Consider the following 16,182-nt stretch of genomic DNA (forward strand, 5'->3'; position numbering starts at 1 on the left):
ATAGGATAACCTGACAATAAGTGACCAAACCATTATCTACTTCCTTCTCAAGGGGGCGATCAAACGGAGTATTCTCAGAGCAAGTGTACCTCTTATTTAAAAGCTGGGATATCCAGTGATAGCGCGTTCTTTCATCGGATTCGAGAATCAAGATTTTTCGGAAATATACACAGCATATTTGAGCGGACGATAAATGTAAGGTGCAAGGCAACTGATGAATTATATACCATTGCGAGTAGTAGGGTAGATAATGCGCCTAATACTTTGATTACAGAGGTTAGTAGTTTTTCGGTTCTTGGACTGGTTGTGGGAGAAGAAGTTTTTGCGGAGAATGATCAATTATATATTGGCACTAAGCTTTCAATATCGATCAAGGAACTGACAGTTTGGCAGAGCTCTCTATCTATTTTTCCAAAAGAAGTAAAGACGCTAAGAGATAATTTGGCTGTGGCAAAAGCTTATATCAATAGCTATGGAAAACCAGGCGGTATGAAGCAGTTTGCGGGTTCTAGCTGCTTTGAGAGAGAAACGATGCGGCTGCTGGAAGAGCGATCTTCAGGTCTTCTGAATGCCTTGGCGAATGACAGCATGGAAGATGCTGCTCATTATGCAATTCGACTAATGGGATTAGGCCCAGGTCTGACTCCGTCGGGAGATGATTTTTTAGTTGGGTTGTTTGCTGTGATCCATCTGCCTCAGAGTCCTATTAATAAATATCAGCCGTGGTGCAGGAAAGTCGTGAACGAAGCAGCTGAATTAACGAATGAAATAAGCTATATGGCTCTGAAAAAAGCGGCTTGGGGTCAGGTGAGAGAGTCAATGGGTCAGATGCTGCATTCGCTCATGTATGAGAGTAAGGAAAATATGCTTCTTGGCTTATCGGCAGTGCTGGATATAGGTTCTTCTTCCGGAACAGATATTGCCTTGGGGATCATTAGCGGTTTGGATCTTAATCTAGAACAACGTTGGAGGTAAGATATGTCGACTAAAATAGTAATTAAAAGAAACACATACTTTGATTCCGTCTCGCTCATGTCGTTGTCGACCAAAGCGAATCAAATAGAGGGTGTCGAACAAGCTTTTATCGCAATGGCTACTCAAATGAATAAAGAGGTATTAGCGAATGTAGGGCTGATAACCCCTGAGCTAGAGGAAGCTAAGAATAGTGACCTGATGATCGTAATCAAAGCAGCATCCCCTGAGCTGGCTGAAGTTGCCTTGGAAGCAATCGAAGAGCTGTTTATTAAAAAAGATAGTGCAGTTGGCGGTACAGAGCTTAAATATCCAACAATTGAGTCGGCAGTGAAGAATATGACAGCAGCTAATCTTGCAGTGATTTCAGTCAACGGATCGTTTGCAGCCAGAGAAGCAAGAAAAGCGCTGGAGAATAATCTCCATGTCATGATGTTCAGTGACAACGTAAGCGTAGAAGACGAAATTGAATTAAAAAAAATAGCACATGAGCGTGGATTACTGATGATGGGGCCGGATTGCGGAACCGCGATCATTGGAAATATGGCCTTATGTTTTGCCAATAAAGTTCGTAAAGGCAATATCGGCATCGTGGGTGCATCTGGCACAGGAAGTCAGGAAATCAGCGTGCGGATTCACGATTTTGGCGGAGGCATCTCACAGTTGATTGGCACAGGCGGCAGAGACCTAAGTGAACGTGTCGGCGGAGTAATGATGCTTGATGTGATGAAAGCGCTTAACGAAGACGAAGCCACAAAGGTCATTGTGTTGATTTCCAAACCACCAGCCAAAAGTGTGGAACAAAAAGTGCTGAATGAAATCAAAAATATGCATAAGCCTGTCGTGGTCTGCTTTATCGGAGGAACGGAGGAAGCTGTTCTGGAGGCAGGTGGACATTTTGCCAAAACAACCAAAGAGGCCGCGCTGAAGGCGGTAATTCTATCCGGCATCGATGAGAGTCAAATTGACAAGCATTCGCTAAACCTTCCGCTGATTGAGGAGATTAAGGTCAAGCTGAAGCCAGAACAGAAGTATATTCGTGGGTTATTCTGCGGCGGTACTTTATGTGATGAAGCAATGTATCTAGCGATGGAGAAATACGACGATGTCTATAGCAACATTCCAAAAGATCCGGAATATCAGCTGGGTGATATCCATATCAGCCAAGCACATACGTTTATTGACTTTGGGGATGATGGGTTCACTAACGGCAAACCACATCCGATGATTGATCCTTCTTCACGGATTGCCAGATTCAAGCAGGAAGCGAAGGACCCGGCGGTGGGCGTGATCATTATGGATTTTGTATTAGGCTATGGATCACATGAGGATCCAGTAGGTGTTATGGTGCCTGCAATTATTGAGGCTAAGCAAGCAGCGGAACAAGAAGGCAGACATTTGGAGATTGTCGGCTATGTACTTGGAACCGATCTGGATACACCTTCCGTCCAAGAACAGCTTGATAAGCTGGTATCCGCGGGCGTTACCTATGCAAGCAGTAATACGAATGCAGGACTTCTTGCCAGAGGTTTTGTAGAGAAGGGAGTATAACATGAGCAGAATCAATGAGTTATTTAAGAGTGAACTTCACGTTATCAATGTCGGCCTAGAAATGTTCAAGGATGATATCCTGAAGCAAAAAGGCAACGTAACCCATCTGGAATGGAAGCCACCTGGTGGAGGTAAGCCCGAATTAATTGCCGCACTGGATGCGTTAGAGCAAGAGGAAATTGCTGCAAAGATTGAGGCTGCCAACAAGCTGGCTGTAGAGCGAATCGTGAATTCACAACCGGTATTGGTTGGTTTTGACCAAGCGATCAACGTCGTACCAGGGATGACTAAGACTACGATATTACATGCAGGACCTCCGATTACTTGGGATAAGATGAGTGGTCCCATGAAAGGTGCAGTTACCGGCGCTTTGGTCTTTGAGGGCTTGGCGAAGGATCTCGATGAAGCTGCCGAACTAGCGGCATCAGGTGAGATTACGTTCTCCCCTTGTCACGAGCATAATTGTGTGGGTTCCATGGCAGGAGTAACCTCAGCCTCTATGTTTATGCACATTGTAGAGAATAAAACGTATGGCAACATCGCTTATACGAACCTTAGTGAGCAACTGTCGAAAATCTTGCGGATGGGTGCAAACGATGAAACGGTCGTTGCCCGTTTGATCTGGATGAGAGATGTGCTTGGACCGATGCTGCGTGAGGCGATGAAGTTCTCTGAGAACGGCATTGATCTGCGGCTCATGTTATCACAGGCGCTTCATATGGGAGATGAATGCCATAACCGCAACAACGCTGGAACGACTCTTTTGATTCAGGCATTAACGCCGCTTATCCTGAGAACGGATTATACCAATGAGCAGAAAATCGAAGTGTTCGATTTTGTGGCAATGAGTGATTATTTCTCCGGACCAACCTGGATGGCTCTTTGTAAATGTGCACTTGATGCTGCCCATGGCATCGAGCATAGCACCATCGTAACAACGATGGCCCGCAATGGCGTGGAATTTGGTATTCGTGTCAGTGGAATGCCAGGCAATACCTGGTTTATCGGTCCTGCGCAAAAGGTTGTCGGACCGATGTTTGCAGGGTATAAGCCGGAAGACTCGGGACTCGATATCGGAGACAGTGCGATTACCGAAACGTATGGTATAGGTGGCTTCGCCATGGCAACCGCGCCGGCGATTGTAGCATTAGTTGGGGGAACCGTAGATGATGCCATGAACTATTCTGTGAAAATGAAGGAAATCACTACGACGGAGAATCCAAATGTGACGATTCCTTTGTTGAACTTCCGCGGAATTCCTACTGGAATCGATATTCGTAAAGTGGGTCAAACCAGCATTATGCCAGTGATCAACACGGCTATTGCCCATAAGGATCCAGGCATCGGAATGATTGGAGCCGGAATCACTCATCCTCCAATCGAGTGTTTCGAGCAAGCCATTCTCGCTTTTAGCCAGAGCATGCATTCATAGAACCACCCGCCCTTCAGGCCTATTCAAGGGTCTGAGGGCTTCATAAGCCATTGGTATGTAAGCGCTAACGATCTAGGGGGAGATTTATTATGGATCAAGTATTTATGAAGATGTTCTGGAAAAAGGGAGATTGGGCCGCGTTTTTCGGGCTGCTTGCTAACAATTTAACCAATCTGCTTACGATGATTTCATTGTTAATTTTTGTAGTAGGATTTCCGGAAGGTATGGTTTACGGCAGAGTCGTTCCTGCGTTTGGACTCGCGATTTTTATCGCAAGTATTGCTTATGGCTGGTTTGGATATCAGCTAGCCAAAAAAACAGGCCGAACGGATATAACCGCATTACCTTCAGGACCTAGTGCTCCATCGATTTTTACGGTAACTTTTCTAGTGTTAATTCCCGTATTTAGAGAAACCAATGATGCATCATTTGCGCTGCAAATTGGTCTCGTATGGTGTCTGTTCGAAGCCTTGATCCTTATTGTCGGCTCATTTCTGGGAGATGTGCTGCGTAAGGTTATTCCAAGAACCGTACTTTTATCTTGTTTATCTGGACTTGGATTGTTATTGCTGGCCATGAACCCGATGCTACAATCCTTCGAAACACCAGTGGTTGCTTTTGTTGTACTTGTGATCATCTTTATTAACTGGTTTGGCAAATCGCCGATATTCAAAAAAATTCCTACAGGATTTCTGCTGCTGATTGCTGGAACCGCGCTGGCTTGGATATTCGGCTTGCAGAATCCAGAAGCGATCACAACGGCTCTTTCAACACTTGGGTTTAATCCACCTGAGGTGCATATTACCAGCTTAATTCAAGGGATTCCGCATGCCTTGCCATACCTGGCTTCTGCAATTCCATTGGGACTGGCGAATTATATTTTTGACCTTGAAAATATTGAGAGCGCACATGCTGCCGGAGACCCTTATAACACTCGTAACGTTATGCTAACGAATGGGGTTGCTTCAAGTATTGGTGCTTTCACAGGTAATCCGTTCCCGGTAACTGTGTATATTGGTCATGCAGGCTGGAAATCTATTGGGGCTGGACTTGGTTATACCATAGCTTCTGGTTTCTCCATGTTAATTATTTGTCTCTTTGGCATAGGAGCACTGCTGTTGTCTATCATACCTGTTGTGGCGATTGTTCCGATTCTGGTCTATGTCGGGGTCGTTACGGCGAATCAGGTGGTTCGAGAGACACCTAAAAATGAAGTGCCCGTTATCTTTATCACCTTGTTCCCATGGATCGCCAACTGGGCTTTAACGCTTGCGAACAACATTTTTAATGCGGCTGAAACTTCGGCTTCCAAGGTGGGGATTGATCTCTTATTAAGCAAAGGGGTTTATTACAACGGCCTGATGCATTTAGGAAATGGTGCACCGCTTAGCAGCTTGATTTGGGGCTCCATCACTATTTTCTCTATCCTGAATAAACCACTGCGGGCTGCTGTCTTTGCTGTAATCGCGTCTGGCCTATCTTTATTTGGAATCATTCACGCGCCGACTGTTGGATTTGCTCAAGCTTCACTTATGCCGTTCGTATACGCCTACTTGATGGTGGCAGGATTATTTGTTTATAAGCATTTTTCAGACCTTCGTGACCCAGCGAACAAGCTGCAATCCGAATAAATAATTGATAAAAAGAAATAGGAGAGCTAAGCCATGACTAATCAAACTCTGTCAGAAGATTTAATTCAAGCAGCGGATCGCGGGGATTTAGCTGCCGTAGAACAGCTTTTGGCTCGTGGTGCCGATGTTCATCATAAGGATGCCAGTGGCCGAACTGCGCTGATGGCGGCAACGCAAAAAAATCATATTCCTCTCGCTCAAAAGCTGATTGAAGCAGGCAGTGATGTGAATGCAAGAGATATCACTATGTTATCACCCTACCTGTGTGCCGGTGCCAATGGATTTCATGAGATTCTGTCTTTAACTCTTGCCGCAGGTGCGGATACAACCAGTGTAAATCGTTTTGGAGGAACTACACTGCTGCCCTCCAGCGAGAAGGGGTATCTAAGAACTGTTCAGAAATGCTTGGAAGCAGGTGTTGCAGTTAACCATATGAACAATCTGGGATGGTCTGCCTTGCTGGAGGCAGTAATTCTCGGGAATGGTGGCCGTTTATACTCCGATATTATTCAGTTGTTGGTGGATGCTGGAGCGGATGTTCATTTGCCGGATCGTGACGGGAAATCATCGTTGCAGCATGCAGAAGAGCTGGGTCAGGAGAGGGTCATTCGTATTCTCAATAAAGAAAAGCTAACGCTTCATCCAAGTATTCAAAGCGCTCAAGAGCTAGCTCGGGCAGAGGATTTCCGGAAAGCAAGTTTGGTTATGGAACATGCAATGCAAGTGGACAGTAATAATTCAGATTTCTATTACTATAAAGGATACTTCTTAGGGGAACTCGGGAGATATGACGAAGCTCTGGCAGCTTATCAACAGGCACTTACTATTGATCCGGATGACCTTGATTTCTATTTCTATACCGCAAATGCCTACCGAATGATGAAGCGATCCGAGCAAGCATTAGCAGAGTATGACAAAGCGATAGAACGCGATCCTGGCGAAAGGTTCTTCCGCTATCATAAATCCAATTATTTAAGAGAGTTGGGCAGGCATGAGGAAGCGGTCAAAGTTATGGATCAGCTTCTGGAACAGCAGCCTGCCCGGTATGATTTCTCGTTCCATAAGGCGAACAGCTTGAGATCACTTGGCCGGGATCAAGAGGCAGTTGAGGCGATTGAGAACGCAATTGCTAACGATCCGAGCAATCCTTTATATCATCATCATAAGGCTCAGTCACTTGGTTTACTTGGTGATCATGAAATGGCCATTCAAGAAATAGATATTGCTATCAGCTATAATCCTGCCAATCCGGATTTTCACTCCGCGAAGGAACAATTTCAGCTGGCCCTTAAACGCTAATCAATGAGGATCAACTGATCCGTCAGGAGGAATGGAATGAGTAAATTTATAGTTGTAGCCATTGGCGGTAATTCATTGGTGAAAGACAATGGCCGCGATTCTATAGAGGATCAATCTGAGGCAGTACGTGAAATTGCTGTCAATATCGCTGATCTGGTGCAAGCAGGCAACGATGTGGTGGTTACTCACGGCAACGGTCCACAGGTTGGATTCGAGCTGAGACGAAGCGAGGTGGCTTCGGAAGTTACTGGAATGGATGTTACTCCGCTGGTCAATTGCGTGGCGGGCACGCAAGGGGGCATAGGTTATTTAATTCAGCAGGCCTTAACAAATGAATTCATTCACCGCAGATTAGACAAGAAGGTTGCCACAGTTATTACTCAGGTCGAGGTTAGCAAAAATGATCCGAATTTTCAGTCTCCCTCGAAACCAGTGGGCTCCTTCTTCACGCTTGAGCAAGCAGAGGAGATGAAGCGTGCCAAGCCAGATTGGGTCATCATTGAGGATTCAGGTCGTGGTTACCGCCGTGTTGTTCCATCGCCTAAGCCGATTGATATCGTTGAAAAAGACGTCATTAAATCACTCATTGAGACGGGTTATGTGGTGATCGCTGTTGGCGGAGGCGGGATTCCTGTGATCAAAACCGAAAATAATACCTACGAAGGTATCGATGCGGTCATTGACAAAGATTTTGCTACAAGTCTGTTGGCCGAACAGATCGATGCAGAATCGCTGATTATTACAACAGGAGTTCCTCAGGTATGTGTAAATTTCGGTACGCCTGAGCAGAAGGCTCTTGAAGAAGTTACAGCGGCAGAAATGATGGTATATGCGGAGCAGGGTCATTTTCCTGCTGGAAGTATGCAGCCTAAAATTGAAGCAAGTCTTAGCTTTTTGAAAAAGGAGGGACGTAGAGTTATCATTACTAATCCGGAAAATATGAAAGCTGCGATGAGCCAACAGGCTGGCACACATATTGTAAATTAATATGATCTTATTTATCTCATCATTTCATGGAGACCGCCACTGATCTAAATCAGGGCGGTTTTTTGACATGTTCATGAATTGTTACTCAACTGCTGCTTTCAGATGGCCTTATTCTGGTGAATAAAAGGAAGATAAGAGGTAAAACTATGTCCACTATATAAAAAAGAATACATTAAAATGCGGGGGTAAAAGATGAGATCGAATAAAGGAACAACACAACGTTTTACCAGGGCTACAATTCTTTGTTGTATTTGTGCATGTACGGTATTGTTAAGTGGATGCACTAAAGCAGCGGATGAGACTCAAGTGGCTACTCCAACGGCTCAAGTAGAAACCACAGCACCTTCTGCAGAAGCTACTACACCTGCGCCTACGAATAACGCAACAGAACAACCCATGACATCTGCGTCACCCGGTTCAAATACTGGGGAACTTCCAGAGGGAGTGAGCATTCAGAGAGTTATCAAGGATGTTTCGTTAAAAGATAGCTATCATAAAAAGGTTGAACTGTTAAGCGACGGTGGCAAGCGGGTTACCATTACAGATCAGAATCAAAAGATTGTTTTGCAGCAGATTGAATATGACGGAAGGATCACTGCGGTTAAGGATAAACAGATTACCGTTCAAGTGGAGGGCGGTAAAGAGCAAACCTTAACGATTCCTGATCATATAGTCATTGAAGATGAAGACAAGCTCGGATTAAATAATGGCGTTGAAATCGAGTGGACGGTAAATGCAGACGGACAAATCGAAAGCGTGGAACTGGACGATTAAAAATTTACCGAGGTGACTGGATGAAATTTCTAATCGTACTTGGTAGTATTATTGTTCCCATTGTCATGCTGATGTTACAAGGTAAATCGATAAAGTGGCGTATGGTATTCAATGTTGCTTCGGTCTTAAGTGCGATTATCTTTGGAAATATTTCCGCTTTGGCGATTTACGAAATATTAAGGGATCATGCTGTATTTATGACCTCGATCCATGCGATATTTTTAAATCCAATGTTTCTTATTACCGGAGCCTATCTTGGCGTTTATTTAATTTATCGGTTGATGATAATTTCGTATGACGAGGTTAATATGTGATGGGTACAATACAAATAGGGGTGTTCCCGCGTAGGGACACCCCTATTTGTGTTGTTAACAGGACGGATGCTTAAGAGGACTTTCCTACAACGTTTGCTCCGCTCTTCGTGATCTTGTAGGTGATGATATCCCCATTCCAGAAGTGGAATTTTAGGATAACCTCGCCGTCTTTAACATCTTTAAAGAACGCGGGAAGCAGCTTGATTTCTTTAGTGTTATAAGAAGGTGAGAAGGTATTGCCGAATTCCTTAAATGGAGTCCAGTCCTGCGGACCTGCATTGCCACCAGCGGTATATACAGCTTCCATTGTGGCAAGCTGGTTACCATTAAAGGTGGTCGGAATGGCAAAGGATTCAGTCGTGCCTTTTGCATCGCTTAATTTAGCTGTGTCATACACAATCACCTTAAGTCTCCACGCAACACCCTTGTTGAATTTCAGAGTCAGCACGGCATTTTCACCGTATTTTTGGGAAGCTGTGAGCTTTTTGAGTTGGCTGGCTTTGAGGATGAGCTCCTCACCATTTAATGTGTAATCTTTACCTTTGGTCAGATATTTTCCGTTGGCACTAATGGTGGTTAGCTTATTGCCGTTCAGGTTTAGCTTAACCTTGGTATCTTTGATTTGTGCACCTTTTTTTAGGTAGACCAAATCGCTTTCGGTGCTGGAGGAACGCTCCTTCAGACCAGACATTAATACATTGTGGAGTTCAGGATCAGACCACTTATAAGTTTTACGATTGAAATGCTGCCCGTTATCCCAGAGCATGGAAGTCATTTTCTTTTCTTTCAAATAATAAGTCAGATACTCGAAGAATTTAAGCTTCTCGCCCTGTTCAATCACACCCGTGTCTTTATCGAAACCTAATAAACCAAATTCGCCGACGATGACAGGGATGCCTTTAGCTACAAATGTATTGTAAACGTTATCAAAAGTTTGAGTGATATCGTTTTTTGTATCTTTTTCAAATGTGGTGTAGCCGGCAATGTTCACACTAAAAGGCCAGAAGCCATAGAAGTGAACGGTCGCAATAATATTCGGATCGTTTAGAGCCGTAATCGTCTTATAGAGATGATCCATTCTTGTTTGTGTAGGTGAAGACTCTAATGAAGGCAATACAAGTGGGCGGAGGTCGTTTTTCCCACCGGATTTCCGCACGATCTGATAGAAGGAGTTATTGAGTTCAGTAAGCATTTGCTCCATTTTTGCTTCGTCTGTGCTTCCACCATCGGTGAACCGAGGCTCATTTATGCTCTCGAACATCAGCTTATCGGATTTGTCCTTAAAGCGATCGGCAATTTGAGTCCAGGCTGCATTATAACGCGCCAGCGTTTCATCGTGTTTTTCTTCCATATGGCTTACCCATAGCCAGGAATCATGATGGACATTAATCATGACATAAAGCTTGGCGTCCAGTGCCCAGCCGACAACTTCTTCCACACGGTCGAGGTAGGCTTTTTCTAGGGTATAGTCTGGTGCCGCACCCATGTGAGTATCCCAGGTCACAGGAATCCGAATACTTTTATAGCCTTGAGCGGCGATCTTTTTAATAAGTTCTTGGGTCACACGAGGATTGCCCCAGGAGGTTTCGTCCTCACCTGTAGCATCTAAAGTATTACCGAGGTTCCATCCGGGCTGCATTTCGTCTACATAGGATTGGATCTTACTCTTTGGCGCTGCCTTAGCTTGTTGCTCATCCTTAGTTGCAGCTGCAGCCATGGATGAGAACAGAGAGAGCAGAAGAGCGGTGACAAGTGTCAATGATAAGAAGGATTTCTGGATTCGCGTAGTCATTGAATTCTCCTTTGTGAGATAAATTTAGGATGCTTGGACCTGGCTTTGACGCTGTACTTGGTGGTTAGATGAACACGAACACCTCCAATGTTATTTTTGTAAACGCTTTCTGAATATACCCTAACATAGAATTCACTCAGCGAGTACCTTACTAATTTGTGGCAAATTCATATAAGAATTAGTGATTTAAATTAATTTTCCCCACAGTTGGATAAAGAAATTATTTAAATATCCCTACTCGTAGAAATTGGTTATTCAATAGGATTATCTCTAGCTGCCCGTTATACAAAAAAGAAATATAACATGACAAAAGCATATATATTAGATATGATGAAGCATGAAAATTTAAAATTAGAAATAGGTGCCAACTATGAATGTTGCGGAAGTACAATCATAGATTGGTTAAATGGAAAGCGGGTGTGAATCCCGCGCGGTCCCGCCGCTGTAAAAGAGGAGTCCTTGCAAAATGCCACTGGGAAACTGGGAAGGCAGCAAGGGTGATGATACTTGAGCCAGAATATCTGCCTTTTTCTGTTACACCATCAAACTCTACGATCGATAGAGAGGTGCTTGAATAGTGTTTGCCAGCTAGTATTGTGGTTCACTATCTTAACCTCTTGACGTTTATGTTGAGTGGTTTTTTTTGTGGTTATAAGAAAGTTTATTCTGTTTTTTATCATAGGTATGAAGGGAAGGGTTATGGAAAAATGAAGAAAAATAAGTTTTTAGCGTGGTTACTCATTGTAGCTGTATTTATCACGACATTCTCTACAAGTGTTATCCCAGCTCAAGCAAATGGAGCAAGCTCTACCCTTAAAGGGTATGTATCTGTATCCGTAGAGAAATTCACCTTAGGCCAAGGGTATATTAAGGAACCTATTAAAGTTCCGATTTATGAAGGCGATAATGGCGCATCTTTAATAACACGTGCGCTAGGAGATGGGAATTATAGACATTTAGGAAATATAGATAGTGGTTTTTATTTATCAGAAGTTAAAGATAGTGGCAGAAGCGAAGTCAATATTCCACAATATATTTTAGATATGATTTCAGCCGATGGGAATACAGTCGGCACTAAAGCAGACCCAGAGTGGTTAAGTCAGTTTGACTACACCTCCATGTCGGGTTGGATGTATGCAGTAAATAATGTGTTTCCTCCGTTTGGGATGACCGATTATAAGCCTCAAGACGGTGACATCATTCGAACTCAGTTCACCACTTATGGCTATGGTTCTGATCTTGGTGGCTGGGGAGAAATCCCCGTTCAACTTGCCAATAAGGATGCTTTAACTGCGGAAATCGCCGAGATTAACAGTGACCCTAATAAAGAAACTATTTTGGACAGACCAGTAGTACAATCGGCAGTTTATCAAGCCTATTCCGTGCTCGAAAATATGGCAAGCTCTCAAATAAGTGTAGATCATGCACTTGTAGGGCTTAACCATGCATTAGACATAGAACCCCCTGTTATTACAGTAAGTGGCATACAAGATAAACAGGAAGTATCCAATAAAGAAATAAGCTTCAAAGTAGCTGTCACAGACAATGTATATAGTGACATCATTCCAGAAGTGAAGCTGAATGGTGTTACTTTATCACCTGCGAATGGGGAGTACAAAGCTTCTCTGAATTCAGGCAGTAATGCAATTACTGTAACGGCTCTTGACGGAGCTGGAAACAAAACAAATGTAACTTATCAAGTTACTTACAAACTGGAAACTACAGTTGCCGTCAAACAACAGTTAGATAAAAGCCTTGCCTATATTCTAAACACTGTAAAGAATCCGTCGTTTGGTACAGGTAGTGGAGAATGGTCGATCCTTTCTCTGGCACGGGCGAACTATACAGTACCTAACGGTTATTACGATCTTTATTACAACAATGTAGCGACGAAAATAGCATCGATCATTAAAGAGGATGGAAAACTCGACGCCAATAAAAGCACAGAGAATTCCAGAGCGATTCTAGGGCTTACCTCTATCGGAAAAGATATCACAAATGTTGCGGGATATGATCTGAGAAAAGCACTCGCTGATTATCAATATATCCAAAAGCAAGGCAATAATGGTCCGATTTTTGCTCTGATTGCGCTAGATAGCCATAACTATGAGATCCCTGTAGTTGATGGAGTTACAGAACAGACCACAAGAGAAAAACTAGTTCAGTATATTTTAGATAAAGAGGTTAAAAAAGGTACAGAAGAAGCTGGTGGCTGGGCATTAGGCGTAACCAAAGCAGATGTCGATATGACTGCGATGGCGATGCAAGCTCTTGCACCTTATTATGCAACCCGAGATGATGTAAAAGCCGCCGTGGATCGGGCCATCCAATGGCTGTCCGATAACCAAAACAATCAAGGCGGATTTACAAGCTGGGGAAGCACTAGCAGCGAAAGTATCTCACAGGTAATTGTAGCCTTAACTGGTGTGGGCGTAGATCCGCACACGGACGCTAGATTTGTTAAAAGTGGAAATTCGCTTATTGATGCACTGCTTAGCTTTGCTGCACCTGAGGGTGGATTTAAGCATATCCTCACAGGCAAAGTGGACAATATGGCAACGGACCAAGGTACGTATGCACTTGTGTCTTATGATCGTCTGATCAATCATAGCAACCGTCTCTTTGATATGAATGATGTGAAAGTGGAACAACCAGAAGAACCGGGGCCTGGGCAACCAGAGGGTCCGAAAGAATTTCCGTTACCTTCTGGGGAGAACCCGAAAGTTGAAATCCCAAATGACGCTAATGATTATATCGTTCCGATCAGCACTGGAGATAGCAACAAAGAAATCACAGTAGCTATTCCGGAGGGAAATCAATCGAAGGTTAGTGTCAATTTACCAAGTAACAGCGACCTTCCTCAGATAGAGGCCATAAAAGGTAACGTATCTGTAGTCATTCCTAAGGGTGCAAAAGTTACAAGTGGGGATGCCTCTGCAATTGAACTGATTTCAGCTTTAACCGGTGGAGAATCTGCACTAAAAGATAGCGTGAATCAGATTATTCCCGGGGACAAGAAGCTTGATAACATTCTTCAAACATTTTCCATGGGTGGTAGTGCAAGAGTAGAATTCAGTCAATTTATTACGTTAACCTTTAAGGACCTTAAAGGAAAAGATGCAGCTTATATTCAAAATGGCACTCCTCATGCCATTCAAAAATTTGCAAGTGATGACTTAGGTTTTGCAAGCGGTAAGTCTGAGTATGCCTATGATAGTGGAAATGATTTAATTGTAAAAACCAATCACTTCACTGACTACATTGCTTATGCTTCCAGTGCAGTACAAACACCTGGCGGCGACGGTGGTAACGGTAATGGCGGAGGTAATGGTAGTGGAAATGGTGAAGGAAATGGCGGCAACAATGGTGGCGGAACCACTCCATCGAAACCATATGTAATCCTGTCCGTGGATAAGCTTACGATTAATAAGGGATATGTTGTTCCATCTGTACAGGTAGAGCTACAATCTGGTGACACAGTGTGGTCTGTACTAAAAAGAGTGCTGGATAGCCGCGGTATCGACTATAGAGATTCCTGGAACAGTGACTTTGGAAGTGTATATGTTGAATCCATAGCTGGTGATGGGGAATTTGACCATGGCAGCGGCAGTGGATGGATGTATAATGTGAATGGGAAATATCCTAATTATGGTGCATCTTCATATGACCTAAGTGCCGGGGACAGAATTCAGTGGCGTTATACTACGAATTTGGGTGTGGATCTAAATGCACCGATACCAACGATGAGCCCAACCCCAACGCCTAAGCCTGGTGCTACTCCGGCTCCTGGTGGGGGAGCTACTCCGGAAGGCAGTGGTGATCCAAATGTGAGTCCATCTCCAACAGTGACTCCTAAGGATCCTACCCAGAATACGAATGATATTAAACAACTGTATACAGATGCTGATAAGATCTCTTCCTGGGCCTATTCAGCGATTGAAACAGCTACAGTAAAAGGATATATCCAAGGGAACAATGGTCAGGTGAATCCGAAGGCTTATATCACAAGAGCGGAGTTCACTAAGATTCTCGTTTCTGCATTAGAACTTGATATTAAGAGTGATAAAGGCATTACCTATAAGGATGTCGCTCTAGGCGATTGGTTCTATCCATATGTGAATGCTGCGCATAAGGCAGGTCTAATCACAGGCTTTAATAATGAATTTAAGCCGAATGACAAGATTACTCGTGAGCAGATGGCCGCAATTATCGTCAGAGCATTGGCCATCCCGGCGACGAAGCCTGGAACAGCGATTAAAGATATCAACACAGTATCGGCATGGGCCAAAGCAGATGTAGAGACCGTTGTTGCGACTGGTTTGATGTTAGGTGATGATAATCAATTTAAGCCTAAAGAGCTAGTAACCAGAGAAATGGCGGCTGTTGTAGCTACTAGAACCCATGATTATAAGAGTGGGAACAAAGTGGTTAGTCCAACTATTCAGAATACAGCAGTTAGTTCTTACATTCAGAACACAGCTGCCTTTTTGCAAAAAACAGTAACAAACCCGGTCATCTCCTCGGTTGGCGGGGACTGGACAGTCTTCGGGCTGGCACGTTCAGGTGTGAAGGTTCCAGATAGTTATTACACTAAGTACTATGCAAATGTAGAAGCGACTCTTAAAGAAAAATCAGGGAAGCTGCATAGCGTAAAATATACGGAATATGATAGAGTTATTTTGGCATTAACTTCAATCAACAAAAATATTGATAAAGTGGCGGGTTATAACCTACTGGAACCGCTCGCGGATTTTGATACTGTAATTAAGCAAGGTATTAATGGACCTGTGTTTGCTCTCATTGCACTGGACAGTAATCATTACGACATTCCAGTGGTTAAGGATGTAAAGACGCAGACGACTAGAGAGATGCTCATTGATTATATTTTGGGCAGAGAGATCAGCGGCGGTGGATGGGCACTAGGCAGTAATGCTACAGCGGCTGATCCAGATATCACGGGGATGGTCATTCAAGGCTTAACGCCTTATTACAAAACCAACGCCAAAGTAATAGCTGCTGTGGACCGGGGGATTGCTTGGTTATCCAAAACACAGACAGCAGACGGTGGTTTTGCAAGCTGGGAATCTACAAATTCCGAAAGCATCGCTCAGGTGATTGTAGCTTTAACTGGCCTTGGTATTGACCCGCATAAGGATTCCAGATTTATTAAAAATGGACATTCCGCAGTAGACGCATTGCTTAGTTTTGCTGCACCTGAAGGTGGCTTTTATCACGTGAAGCAGGGTGGAGTAGGCAATGGAGGCGCGCAACCAGGAGAAGTAGATCTTATGGCTACGGATCAGGCGATGTATGCACTGGTTTCCTATGATCGGCTCGTTAATGGCCAGACACGTCTTTATGATATGACAGACGTCAAATAGAATTTTATTTAGAGAGATAAGCAAGGGTAGCGTGTATACCCTTGCTTAT

At 43.8% G+C, this 16,182-nt stretch carries 10 protein-coding genes and 1 riboswitch; of the genes, 9 read left to right on the forward strand and 1 reads right to left on the reverse strand.

Annotated elements, in window-relative coordinates:
- Window positions 1-264: 264 nt before the first annotated feature.
- The 8 genes from PODO_RS03690 to PODO_RS03725 all read left to right on the forward strand — a co-directional run bounded on the left by PODO_RS03690 (window position 265) and on the right by PODO_RS03725 (window position 8,960).
- Window positions 265-975, forward strand: coding sequence for an oxamate carbamoyltransferase subunit AllH family protein (locus tag PODO_RS03690; RefSeq protein WP_080742399.1), 711 nt, complete (start codon window positions 265-267; stop codon window positions 973-975).
- Window positions 976-978: 3 nt separating this feature from the next.
- Window positions 979-2,523, forward strand: coding sequence for an acyl-CoA synthetase FdrA (gene fdrA, locus PODO_RS03695; RefSeq protein WP_038568769.1), 1,545 nt, complete (start codon window positions 979-981; stop codon window positions 2,521-2,523).
- Window position 2,524: 1 nt separating this feature from the next.
- Window positions 2,525-3,955: a YlbE family protein gene (locus PODO_RS03700; protein ID WP_038568770.1), complete on the forward strand. Its 1,431-nt coding sequence runs from the start codon at window positions 2,525-2,527 to the stop codon at window positions 3,953-3,955.
- Window positions 3,956-4,044: 89 nt separating this feature from the next.
- Window positions 4,045-5,586 (forward strand): hypothetical protein, encoded by a 1,542-nt coding sequence (locus PODO_RS31795; protein ID WP_036684876.1) that lies wholly within the window; start codon window positions 4,045-4,047, stop codon window positions 5,584-5,586.
- Between the two features lie 33 nt (window positions 5,587-5,619).
- Window positions 5,620-6,885: a tetratricopeptide repeat protein gene (locus PODO_RS03710; protein WP_076317212.1), complete on the forward strand. Its 1,266-nt coding sequence runs from the start codon at window positions 5,620-5,622 to the stop codon at window positions 6,883-6,885.
- Between the two features lie 36 nt (window positions 6,886-6,921).
- On the forward strand, window positions 6,922-7,872 hold the full coding sequence (gene arcC / locus PODO_RS03715) for a carbamate kinase (RefSeq protein ID WP_036684877.1): 951 nt from the start codon (window positions 6,922-6,924) through the stop codon (window positions 7,870-7,872).
- Window positions 7,873-8,064: 192 nt separating this feature from the next.
- Window positions 8,065-8,646: a hypothetical protein gene (locus PODO_RS03720; RefSeq protein ID WP_038568773.1), complete on the forward strand. Its 582-nt coding sequence runs from the start codon at window positions 8,065-8,067 to the stop codon at window positions 8,644-8,646.
- A gap of 20 nt (window positions 8,647-8,666) precedes the next feature.
- Window positions 8,667-8,960 carry a hypothetical protein gene (locus tag PODO_RS03725; RefSeq protein ID WP_038568774.1) on the forward strand — a complete coding sequence of 98 codons (294 nt, stop codon included), beginning with the start codon at window positions 8,667-8,669 and terminating at the stop codon, window positions 8,958-8,960.
- A gap of 70 nt (window positions 8,961-9,030) precedes the next feature.
- Here PODO_RS03725 and PODO_RS03730 read toward each other — a convergent pair whose 3' ends face one another.
- Window positions 9,031-10,752: a cellulase family glycosylhydrolase gene (locus PODO_RS03730; RefSeq protein ID WP_038568775.1), complete on the reverse strand. Its 1,722-nt coding sequence runs from the start codon at window positions 10,750-10,752 to the stop codon at window positions 9,031-9,033.
- Between the two features lie 342 nt (window positions 10,753-11,094).
- A riboswitch (cobalamin riboswitch) is annotated at window positions 11,095-11,295 on the forward strand.
- A 164-nt stretch (window positions 11,296-11,459) separates the two neighbouring features.
- Between PODO_RS03730 and PODO_RS03735 the strand changes: the two genes are divergently transcribed.
- Window positions 11,460-16,133, forward strand: a complete 4,674-nt coding sequence (locus tag PODO_RS03735; RefSeq protein WP_038568776.1) for an S-layer homology domain-containing protein — start codon at window positions 11,460-11,462, stop codon at window positions 16,131-16,133.
- The last annotated feature ends 49 nt before the right edge of the window (window positions 16,134-16,182 follow it).

It is taken from the genome of Paenibacillus odorifer, from assembly GCF_000758725.1.
Classification (GTDB): Bacteria; Bacillota; Bacilli; order Paenibacillales; family Paenibacillaceae; genus Paenibacillus_AQ; species Paenibacillus_AQ odorifer.